The following is a 10,935-nucleotide window of genomic DNA, read 5'->3' on the forward strand; positions in this document are numbered from 1 at the left end:
TGGATACCGAATCATCGGACCGGTCGGCGGCCCGAGGACGATCGAAGTCGCCCCGGGCCTGCCGATCCCGGATCGAAAGCACACCGGGCCGTCGCCGCGGCGACCGATCGGGAGCGCACGTGACGCTCGCCGCCGGCCACTGGGGAGGCCACGTGGCCGTCGCCGGCGAGCACTCAGGCGCGCACGTGGCCGTCGCCGGTGACCACGTACTTCGTGCTGGTCAGCTCGGGCAGGCCCATCGGGCCGCGCGCGTGCAGCTTCTGCGTGGAGATGCCGATCTCCGCGCCGAAGCCGAACTGGCCGCCGTCGGTGAACCGGGTCGACGCGTTGACCATGACCGCGGTCGAGTCGACCAGGCTGACGAACTCGCGGGCCGCGGCCTGCGACGTGGTGACGATCGCCTCGGTGTGTCCGGAGCTGTGCCGGCGGATGTGCGCGACCGCGTCGTGCAGCGAGGGCACCACGGCGGCGGCGATGTCGTACGACAGGTACTCGGTGTCCCAGTCGGCGTCGACCGCGGGCACCACGTCGGCCGAGTACCCCTGCACCGCGGCGTCGCCGTGCACGGTCACGCCGGCGTCCTTGAGGGCGGCCAGCGCGAGCGGCACGAACGCGTCCGCCACGTCCCGGTGCACCAGCAGCGTCTCGGCCGAGTTGCACACGCTGACCCGGTGCGCCTTGGAGTTGACCAGGATGTTCACCGCCATCTCCAGGTCCGTCCGCGCGTCGACGTAGACGTGGCAGTTGCCCACGCCGGTCTCGATCACCGGCACGGTGGAGCCCTCGACCACGGTCCGGATCAGGCCGGCGCCGCCGCGCGGGATCAGCACGTCCACCAGGCCGCGCGCGGTCATCAGCTCCTTCACCGAGTCGTGCGTCTCGCCCGGCACCAACTGGATCGCGTCGGCGGGCAGCCCGGCCGCGACGATCGCGTCGCGCATCACCGCGACGATCGCGGTGTTCGACCGGTAGGCGGACGAGGAGCCGCGCAGGAGCACCGCGTTGCCCGACTTCAGGCACAGCGCGGCGCCGTCCACGGTGACGTTGGGGCGGGCCTCGTAGATGATCCCGACCACGCCGAGCGGCACCCGCACCTGGCGCAGTTCGAGCCCGTTGGGCAGGGTCGAGCCGCGCAGCACCTCGCCGACCGGGTCCGGCAGGCCGACCACGTCGCGCACGTCGGAGGCGATCGCGGCGATCCGCTCGTCGGTCAGGGTCAGCCGGTCGATCATCGCCTCGCCGGTGCCGTTGGCCCGGGCCCGCTCGACGTCCTCGGTGTTGGCGACCACGATCTCGGCCGAGCGGGCCACGAGCGCGTCGGCGAGCGCGAGCAGCGCGTCGTCCTTGGCCCGGCGGGTCAGTGGCGCGAGGACGGCGGCGGCCTCCCGGGCGCGACGGGCGGTGTCGAGGACTGCGGAGGCTTCGCTGCTGGTCATACCGGCAAGCCTACCTAGGCGCATCGACGATCAACACGAGGATTTCAGCGGTCGAGACGCTTCCGCCCGGCGGCCGTGCCGGACACAATGACGCCTTCACGTGCTGCACAGAGGCAAGGAGCCATCCGTGACCGCTGTACAGGCCCGCCGGCACGGCGTCGCCGACCTGCTCGCGCGAACCGCCGCCCGCCTCCCGCATCGGCTCGCGATCGTGGCGGGCGAGCTGCGCCAGACCTACGCCGAACTCGACGACGCGGTCTCGAACGCCGCCGGCGCGCTCGCCGCGCGCGGCATCGGCAAGGGCGACCGGGTGGTCCTGCTCGCCCGCAATTCGCACGGCTTCGCGGTCGCCTACTTCGCGCTGGCCCGGCTCGGCGCGATCTCGGTCCCGGTCAACTTCATGCTCACCGCACCCGAGGTCGGCTACGTCCTGGAGCACGCGGGCGCGACCGCCGTCCTGGCCGGCCCCGAGCTGACCGACACCGCCGACGCCGCGTTGGCCGGCCGCGACGCGCTGCGCGTGGTGTTCGGCCCGGCGGCCCCGGGCTGGGAACCGTTCGCGGCACTGCTCGCCGAGGGCGGCCCGGTACCGGAGCTCGAACTGGACGACGACGATCCGGTGCAGATCATGTACACCTCCGGCACCGAGTCCCGCCCCAAGGGCGCGGTGATGACCAGCCGCAATCTGATCGCCCAGTACGCGACCGCGATCATCGACGGCGGGATGGCCGCCGACGACGTGGAGATCCACGCGCTGCCGCTCTACCACTGCGCGCAACTGCACTGCTTCCTGACCCCGGACGTCTACCTCGGCGCGACCTCGATCATCCTGCCCGCGCCGGATCCGGCCACGCTGCTCGCCACCGTCGAACGCGAGCGGGTGACCAAGCTGTTCTGCCCGCCGACCGTGTGGATCGCACTGCTGCGACACCCCGACTTCGACGCGCGCGACCTGTCCAGCCTGCGCAAGGGCTACTACGGCGCGGCCGCGATGCCGGTCGAGGTGCTGGCGGAACTGCGGTGCCGGCTACCCGAGTTGCGGCTGTACAACTTCTACGGCCAGACCGAGATGTCGCCGGTCGCCACCATCCTGGGCCCGGACGAGCAGGAGCGGAAGGCCGGATCGGCCGGGCGTGCGGGCCTGAACGTGCAGACCATCGTGGTCGACGAGCAGGACCGGCCGGTGCCGCCCGGCGAGGTCGGCGAGATCGTGCACCGGGGCCCGCACACCATGCTGGGCTACTGGAACGACCCCGAGCGCACCGCCGAGGCCTTCCGCGGCGGCTGGTTCCACAGCGGCGACCTCGGCGTACTCGACGACGAGGGCTACCTCACGGTCGTCGACCGCAAAAAAGACATGGTCAAAACCGGCGGCGAAAACGTGGCGGGCCGCGAAGTGGAGGAAACCATCCACACCCACCCCGCCGTAGCCGAAGCCGCGGTCTTCGGCGTCCCGCACCCCTACTGGATCGAAGCCGTAACCGCCGTGGTGGTCCCCCGCCCCGGCGAGTCGATCACCCAAGACCAGGTGATCACCCACTGCAAAGCCCACCTCGCGGGCTTCAAGGTCCCCAAATACGTGGTGATCGCCGACTCCCTCCCCAAAAACCCAAGCGGCAAAATCCTCAAACGCCAACTCCGCGAACAACACGCAACCCTGTCCACCACCAACCCCTGACCCCACACAAAACACCGACCGAGCCCCACCCACCCAGCCCGTGCGACGCTTGAGCACAACCAGCCCGGCCGGCGCTTGAGGCCAAATAGCCCGGCCGGCGTTTGAGGCCACTCAGCCCGGCCGGCGTTTGAGGCCAACCCAGCCCGTGCGGCGCTTGAGCACAACCAGCCCGGCCGGCGCCTGAGGCCAACCACCCCAACCCGACTCACCCGTGCCAAGACCGCCAAAGCGCAGCATACGCACCGTCCGCCGCGATCAACTCCCGGTGACTCCCCAGCTCCGTGATCCGCCCGCCCTCCACCACCGCAACCCGATCCGCGTCATGCGCCGTATACAACCGGTGCGCGATGGCAATCACCGTCCGCCCCGAGATCACCGCCCCCAACGACCGCTCCAGATGCCGCGCCGCCCGAGGATCGATCAGCGAGGTCGCCTCATCCAGCACCAACGTGTGCGGATCGGCCAATACCAACCGGGCCAGCGCCAACTGTTGCGCCTGCGGCGCGGTCAACTCGTGCCCCTTCGGCCCGACTTCGGTGTCCACCCCGGCCGGCAACCCCGCCACCCAGTCCGCGTCGACCGCACGCAACGCGGCCACCACCTCGTCGTCGGAGGCGGTCTCCCGGGCCAACAGCAGGTTGTCCCGCAACGTGCCGCGGAAGACGTGGTGCTCCTGCGTCACCAACGCGACCCGGCCGCGCAGTTCGTCCAGCGGCAGGCCCACCAGCGGCACCCCGCCCACCCGCACGTCGCCGGAGGTCGGCGCGTTGACCCCCGCCAACAGCCGCCCCAGCGTGGACTTCCCGGCCCCACTGGGCCCCACCACCGCGATCCGCTCGCCCGGCTCGATGGTCAGGTCGATCCCGTGCAGCACCTCGCGGCCCGCCGAGTACGCGAACCGCACGTCGCGCGCGGTCAACGTCTCGTCCACCGGCTTCGTGTCGGTGGGTTCGCGATCCGAGGGCACGTCCGCCACACCCAGCAGCCGGGCCAGCGAGGCCGCCGAGATCTGCACCTCGTCCAGCCAGTTCAGCAGCTCGTCCATCGGACCGATGATCAATTGCACGTACAACACCGCGGTCGCCACCTCGCCCAGCGAGGCCCACCCGTGCAGGTACGCCCAGCCGCCGAAGGCCGTGGTGGCCACCACCGGCAGCACGTAGCCGAAGTCGACCACCGGGAACCAGATCGTGCGCAGCCACAGCGTGTACCGCTCCGCCGCGTACGCCTGCGCGACGTCCTCGTCACCACGCCGCCTGCGCCGGTCCGCCAGCCGCAGCGCCTCGACCGTGCGCGCGCCCTCGACCGTCTCCGCGAGCGAGTCGGTCACCTGCGCCCACGCCGCGTTCTCGCGCAGGTAGCCGGCCGGCGCGCGGCGCAGGTACCAGTACGTGACCGGGATCAGCAGCGGCACCGTGATCAGCAGCGGCAGCACCAGCAGCGGGTTGAGCAGCAACAACCCCACCAGGGTCAGCACGATCGTCACCACCGCGACCAGCACCGACGGCACCGCCCGCCGCGCGGACCGCGACATCGCGGCCACGTCCCGGTTGGCCCGCCCGAGCAGGTCTCCGGAGCCGGCCCGCTCGACCGTGGACAGCGGCAGGTCCAGGATCCGGTCCACGAACTCCTCGCGGACCTGCGCGAGCAGCCCCTCGCCGAGCCGCGCCGCGGCCACCGCGGCCTGCCGCACGATCAGGGCCTGGAGCAACAGCGCGCCGGCTATCCCCAGGCCCAGCAGGTCGATCGTGCGGGTCGGGCTGTCCGCGCGGACCTTCTCGATCAACACCCCGAGCAGGCGGGGCGCGACCAGACCGGCCACCGCGGCGAGCGCGTAGAACAGGACGGTCAGGATCAGATCCCGGCGCCGCTCGCGCAGCAGCCGCACCGCGTGCCGGCCCACCTCGGCGGCCGGCGCGATCGGCAGCAGTTCCCGCGCGCTCACGCGTCCTCCAGCTCTTCGTCGTCGACCCGGGTGACCAGTGCCGCGTACTTCGGTTCGCCGGCCAGCAGTTCACGATGCGGACCGACCGCCATGACCTTCCCGTCCTCGACGTAGGCGACCTCGTCCAGCGTGTCCAGGACGAGCGGACTGGTGGTCGCGACCACCGTGGTGCGACCGCGGCGATGGGCGGCGAGCCGCTCCGCGATCCGCGCCTCGGTGTGCGCGTCCACCGCGCTGGTCGGCTCGATCAGCACCAGCGTCTGCGGATTCGCGACCAACGCCCGTACCAGCCGCAGGCGTTGCACCTGGCCGCCGGAGAACTCCCGGCCGCGCGCCGCGATCTCGGTGTCCAACCCCTCGCCCAGCGCGTCGATCACGTCCTCGGCGCAGGCCACCCGCACCGCCGCCGCCAGATCACCCGTTTCACCGTCGCCCGGCGTCAGTTCGCGGCGCAGCGGCCCGGAGAACAGACCCGCGTCGTGGTGCGCGACCAGGATCCGCGCACGCACGTCGGCGAGCGCGAGGTCGGCCAGCGGCACGTCGCCGTAGAGCACGTCGGCGTCCTCGTAGCGGCCGAGCCGATCGGCCAGCGCCGGCGCGTCCTGCGGGTCCTCGCAGGCGATGCCCAGCCGCGTGCCGGGCCGGACCACCAGGCCCGAGCGCCGGTCCACCAGGTCGCCGGGCGGCGGCCACGCGACGGGTTCGGCGGCATCGCTCACGCCCGGTTCCAGGGCCAGTACCCGAGTGACCCGCCGGGCCGCGACATGGCCGCGCACGATCCGGTCGGCGGCCTCGGTGAGGGTGGAGAGCGGCACGGTCAGGAAGGCCGCGTAGCCGTAGAAGGACACCATCTGACCGACCGTCAGTCGACCGTCCAGCGCGAACCGGGCGGCCAGCCAGGTGCCGAACGCGACGAAGAAGCCGGGCACCAGGAACTGCGCCGCCTCCAGCAGGGATTCGACCCGGGCGGTACGAACGCCGGCCACCCGCAACTGTTGCGACTCGCGCCGGTAGCGGGCGCCGAAGGTGCGCTCGCCGCCGATCCCGCGCAGCACCCGCAGGCCGGAGGCGATGTCCACGGCCCGATCGGCCAGGCCGGTCTGCAGGTCGCGGTAGTCGTTCTGGCGCCGGTGCAGCGGACGCAGCAGCAACGAGACCAGGCCCATCAGCAGCGGTACGCCGATCAGCACGAGCAGACCCAGCGGCACCGACATGTTCAGCAGCACCACCGCGACCACGCCGAGCGTGACGACCGACGCGCAGCCGCGGGCGGTGATGTCCAGCATCGAGCCGATCGCGTCCACGTCCGAGGTGCCCACGCCGACCACCTCGCCGGAGGCGATCCGGCGTTGCAGGGCGGCGCCGAGCCGCGAGGCGTGCCGGGTCACCAGTTGGATCGTGCGAAACGCGCCGTCCAGGAAGTTGGCGACCGCGTTGCGGTGGCGCATGATCCCGGTGAAGCCGATCAGGACGGCGATCCCCAACAGCGCGCCGGACCAGCCGAGCAGTCCGCGCTCGTCGCGCTCCTCGATCGCGTCGATCGCCCGGCCGACCGCGGCGGGCATCAGCGCCTGCGCGACCATCCAGACCGACGCCCACAGGATGCCCATGGTGATCGTCCGGCGACAACGAGCGGCGAGCCAGATCAGGAATCGGCCCGCCGACCGGATATCGGGATCGCCGGGGTCGGCGACGGGAAACTTACGCATTGTCCCGCGACGCTAACGCGAGAGAGTTTTTCGGGCCACGCATTATTCGCCGACACCCGCACCGCCACCCGGCCCGGCACGGCCCGAAACGGGCCGGGGACGAGATGGCCCGACCCCGCCGCCGGGCGCGGGTCGAACGCGGCCGGCCCCGGCGCTGGAGCGGCCGGTACCGGCGCTAGAAGGGCTGCACCCGGCCCGGTTGCACCGGCAGCGGAGCCGGCGCGCCGGCCCGCGTCTGGTACGTCGGGCGGTCCACCACCTCCAGGCCGATCAGCTCCCAGGGCGGCAGTCCCGCGCTCTGACGATGCTCGCCCCACAGCCGCAACGCGATCGCCGCCGCGTCGTGCAGGTTGGGCGCCTCCTCCCAGTACCGCACCTCCGCGTGGTCGGCCGCGTAGCGTCCGGCGAGCAGGAACGGGTGCTCGTGGGCGAGCCGTTCCAGCGCCCGCCGCACGTCCTCGGGATCACCCGGCTTGCCGGCGAGGGTGAGCGTGATGTGCCACATCCGGCCCGCGCCGTCGTCGGCCTCCGCCCTCGTGTTCGGCTGTCCCCAGGGACGGTCCCCACGCTCCGGCACGGCCGGCCTCCCGTCGGCGAGCTGCTGATCTTCGGTGGTCGTCGCTCAGCGGCGCAGCAGCACCAGATCGTCACGGTGGACGACCTCGCGCTCGTAGGCCGGACCCAACTCCCGGGCCAACTCTCGGGTCGATCGCCCGAACAGGCCCGGCAGTTCCTTCGCATCAAAGTTGACCAGTCCGCGGGCCACGATGTGACCGTTTTCGTCAACCAGGTCCACCGGATCGCCGGCGACGAAACCGCCCTGGACACCGGTGATCCCGGCGGGCAGCAGCGAACTGCGCCGCTCGACGACGGCCCGGACCGCACCGGGGTCGAGGGTGAGCCGACCGCGCGCGGTGCTCGCGTGGGCCAGCCACAGCAGTCGGTCGGCGGTACGAACTCCGGTGCGGTGGAAGAGCGTTCCGGTGTCCTTGCCGGCCAGCGCGTCGGACGCGAAGCGGGCCGCGGTGAGCACCACGGGGATGCCCGCCGAGGTCGCGATGCCCGCCGCCTCGACCTTGGTCACCATGCCGCCGGTGCCCACGCCGGCCTTGCCGGCCTTGCCGATCTCGATGCCTTCGAGATCCTCGGGGCCGTGCACGAACGGAACCCGCGAGGAGGTCGACTTGGCCGGGTCGCCGTCGTAGAGCCCGTCCACGTCGGAGAGCAGCACGAGCAGATCGGCGTGCACGACGTGGGCGACCAGCGCGGCGAGTCGGTCGTTGTCGCCGAACCGGATCTCCTCGGTGGCCACCGTGTCGTTCTCGTTGACCACGGGCACCGCGCCCATCGCCAGCAGCTTGTCCAGCGTGTTGTAGGCGTTGCGGTAGTGCGCGCGCCGGGTGACGTCGTCGACGGTCAGCAACACCTGGCCCACCCGCAGGCCGTAGCGCGCGAACGACGCGGTGTAGCGGGCCACCAGCAGCCCCTGGCCGACGCTCGCGGCGGCCTGCTGGGTGGCCAGGTCGCGTGGCCGGCGGGCCAGTCCGAGCGGGGCCAACCCGGCGGCGATCGCGCCGGAGGAGACCAGGACGACCTGGACCCCCTCGGCCCGCTTGGCCGCTATCACGTCCACGAGGGCGTCGACGCGATCCGCGTCCAGGCCCCCCTGGGCGGTCGTCAGCGAGGACGAACCGACCTTGACCACGATGCGGCGCGCGGAGGTCACGTCCTCGCGCGCCGCGCCGGCCCCAGTGAGCACTTCAGGCCCTGCCTTCCCCGTTCGAAAGCATCCGGAATCACCCGGAATCTTCAGGAATCACCATCATCCGAGGAGCGCCCGTCGGTCACGAGTCCGAGAACGGGTCGAACTCCTCGTACTGCGTCTCGATCGCCTCGCGCTCGCGGCGCTTGTCCACCGCCGGGCGGTGGGTCTGCAGGCGGTGGTCCTCGCCGCGTCGGCCCAGCATCTCCGCGCCGGCCGCCACGGTGGGCTCCCAGTCGAAGACCACGCCGGTGACGTCGTCGCCGATGACGACCTCGGCACCGGGGACGGCGCCGGCCGACCACAGCGCCTCCTCGACGCCGAGTCGGGCGAGCCGGTCGGCGAGGTAGCCCACCGCCTCGTCGTTGCTGAAGTCGGTCTGGCGCACCCAGCGTTCGGGCTTGGCCCCGCGCACGATGAAGGCCTCGTCGCGCCGGGTGACGGTGAAGCCGCTGTCGTCGACCGCGGTCGGCCGCAGCACGATCCGGGTGGCCTCCGGCGCCGGCGCGGCGTCGCGCGCGCCCTGCACCTGCGCGGCCATCGCGAAGGACAACTCGCGCAGGCCCGCCCGGCTGACCGCGGAGACCGCGAACACCTGGAGCCCGCGCCCCTCCAACTCGGCCTTGACCATGTCGGCGAGGTCGTTGCCGTCGGGCACGTCGATCTTGTTCAGCGCGACCATCCGCGGCCGGTCCTCCAGGCCGCCGTACGCCTTCAGCTCGGCCTCGATCGTGTCGAGGTCGCTGATCGGGTCGCGGCCGGGCTCCAGCGTCGCGCAGTCCAGCACGTGTACGAGCGCCTTGCAGCGCTCGACGTGCCGCAGGAACTCCAGGCCCAGACCCTTGCCCTCGCTCGCGCCGGGGATCAGCCCGGGCACGTCGGCGACGGTGTAGACGACGTCGCCGGCGGTGACCACACCCAGGTTCGGCACCAGGGTGGTGAACGGGTAGTCGGCGATCTTGGGGCGCGCGGCGCTGAGCGTGGCGATCAGCGAGGACTTGCCGGCGCTCGGGTAACCCACGAGCGCGACGTCCGCGACGGTCTTGAGTTCCAGGACGAAGTCGCCGGCCTCGCCGGGCTCGCCGAGCAGCGCGAAACCGGGGGCCTTGCGGCGCGGGGAGGCCAGCGCCGCGTTGCCCAGCCCGCCGCGACCGCCCTGGGCGATCACGTAGCTGGCGCCGTTGCCGACCAGGTCCTCGACGAATTCCTCGTCGCCGTTGGGCAGCAGTCGCTTGACCACGGTGCCGTCCGGCACGGGCAGGACCACGTCGGCGCCGTTGGGACCGGTGCGGTTGGCACCGGCGCCGGGCTTGCCGTTGGTGGCCTTGCGGTGCGGGTGGTGGTGGTACTCGAGCAGTGTGGTGGTGTTGGCGTCCACGACCAGCGTGACATCGCCGCCCCGCCCGCCGTTCCCACCGTCGGGGCCGCCGAGCGGCTTGAACTTCTCCCGGTGGACGGAGGCCACGCCGTGGCCCCCGTTACCCGCCGCGACATGCAGCACGACGCGGTCGACGAAGGTCGTCACGTGGATTCCTCCTCGGCTCCCCGAGCGGGGAGCGAAACACTGTGGACAAACACCCGAGGGCGGACCGCATGGGGTCCGCCCTCGGGTGTCAAAGCGAATGCCGCGGCGTGATTATTCCGCCGGGACGATGTTCACGACGCGACGACCGCGCGCGGTGCCGAACTGCACGGCACCGGCCGACAGCGCGAACAGCGTGTCGTCGCCACCGCGGCCGACGTTGGTACCGGGGTGGAAGTGCGTACCACGCTGGCGGACGATGATCTCGCCGGCGTTGACGACCTGGCCGCCGAAGCGCTTGACGCCGAGGCGCTGAGCGTTCGAGTCACGGCCGTTCCGGGTGGAAGATGCACCCTTCTTGTGTGCCATGTCGCTTCTCCCTACTTCCCGGAGTTGATGCCGGTGATCTTAAGCTGGGTGTGCTGCTGGCGGTGACCCATGCGCTTGCGGTAACCGGTCTTGTTCTTGTACTTCAGAATGTCGATCTTCTTGCCCTTGGTGTGATCGACGACCTCGGCCGTCACCTTCACACCCGCGAGGACCCACGGGTCACTCGTCACGGCTTCACCGTCTACGACGAGGATGGCCTGGAGCTCAACTGCCGTGCCCGCCGCACCGCGAATGCGGTCGACCTGGACGACGTCACCGATGGCAACCTTGTGCTGCCTGCCACCGGCGCGAACGATCGCGTACACCGTGGATCTCTCTCTCTGCAGGGTCCGAGCCCCTGAAGCCAGCCACACCGAACAGAAATCGGGGGCCTCCTCCGAAGCTTGCGATCCGGAGGGTGGTTGCTCAGGAGCCTGTGCCTAAGCACACCAAGGGCAAAGGTTACAGGATCCTCGGGGGCGAAGGCCAAACGGGTCCGTCCCGGGGTCGAACC

At 71.7% G+C, this 10,935-nt stretch carries 9 protein-coding genes; 1 reads left to right on the forward strand and 8 read right to left on the reverse strand.

From position 1 onward, the window contains the following. Window positions 1–173: 173 nt before the first annotated feature. Window positions 174–1,436 carry a glutamate-5-semialdehyde dehydrogenase gene (locus ACWCPW_RS28395; RefSeq protein WP_449764439.1) on the reverse strand — a complete coding sequence of 421 codons (1,263 nt, stop codon included), beginning with the start codon at window positions 1,434–1,436 and terminating at the stop codon, window positions 174–176. Between the two features lie 127 nt (window positions 1,437–1,563). Between ACWCPW_RS28395 and ACWCPW_RS28400 the strand changes: the two genes are divergently transcribed. Then, window positions 1,564–3,114, forward strand: a complete 1,551-nt coding sequence (locus tag ACWCPW_RS28400) for an acyl-CoA synthetase (protein ID WP_449764440.1) — start codon at window positions 1,564–1,566, stop codon at window positions 3,112–3,114. A gap of 205 nt (window positions 3,115–3,319) precedes the next feature. On the opposite strand, the gene ACWCPW_RS28405 is transcribed toward ACWCPW_RS28400, so the two are convergent. From ACWCPW_RS28405 to rplU, 7 genes are all read right to left on the reverse strand, one after another. After that, a complete protein-coding gene (locus tag ACWCPW_RS28405) occupies window positions 3,320–5,059 on the reverse strand; it encodes an ABC transporter ATP-binding protein (protein WP_449764441.1) in 1,740 nt (579 codons plus the stop codon). Further along, window positions 5,056–6,768 carry an ABC transporter transmembrane domain-containing protein gene (locus ACWCPW_RS28410; protein ID WP_449764442.1) on the reverse strand — a complete coding sequence of 571 codons (1,713 nt, stop codon included), beginning with the start codon at window positions 6,766–6,768 and terminating at the stop codon, window positions 5,056–5,058. Before ACWCPW_RS28410 ends, ACWCPW_RS28405 begins: the two co-directional genes overlap by 4 nt. 175 nt (window positions 6,769–6,943) lie before the next feature. After that, window positions 6,944–7,273, reverse strand: a complete 330-nt coding sequence (locus ACWCPW_RS28415) for a hypothetical protein (RefSeq protein ID WP_449764549.1) — start codon at window positions 7,271–7,273, stop codon at window positions 6,944–6,946. Window positions 7,274–7,390: 117 nt separating this feature from the next. Then, window positions 7,391–8,494 carry a glutamate 5-kinase gene (gene proB / locus ACWCPW_RS28420; RefSeq protein ID WP_395863458.1) on the reverse strand — a complete coding sequence of 368 codons (1,104 nt, stop codon included), beginning with the start codon at window positions 8,492–8,494 and terminating at the stop codon, window positions 7,391–7,393. Between the two features lie 118 nt (window positions 8,495–8,612). Then, complete coding sequence (gene obgE, locus ACWCPW_RS28425; protein ID WP_449764443.1) at window positions 8,613–10,055, reverse strand: GTPase ObgE; 1,443 nt, start codon at window positions 10,053–10,055, stop codon at window positions 8,613–8,615. A 111-nt stretch (window positions 10,056–10,166) separates the two neighbouring features. Then, on the reverse strand, window positions 10,167–10,421 hold the full coding sequence (gene rpmA / locus ACWCPW_RS28430; RefSeq protein ID WP_020550744.1) for a 50S ribosomal protein L27: 255 nt from the start codon (window positions 10,419–10,421) through the stop codon (window positions 10,167–10,169). 11 nt (window positions 10,422–10,432) lie between these two features. Then, window positions 10,433–10,747, reverse strand: coding sequence for a 50S ribosomal protein L21 (gene rplU / locus ACWCPW_RS28435; RefSeq protein WP_078977259.1), 315 nt, complete (start codon window positions 10,745–10,747; stop codon window positions 10,433–10,435). Between the last annotated feature and the right edge of the window lie 188 nt (window positions 10,748–10,935).

The sequence above is a fragment of the Embleya sp. NPDC001921 genome, assembly GCF_053594475.1.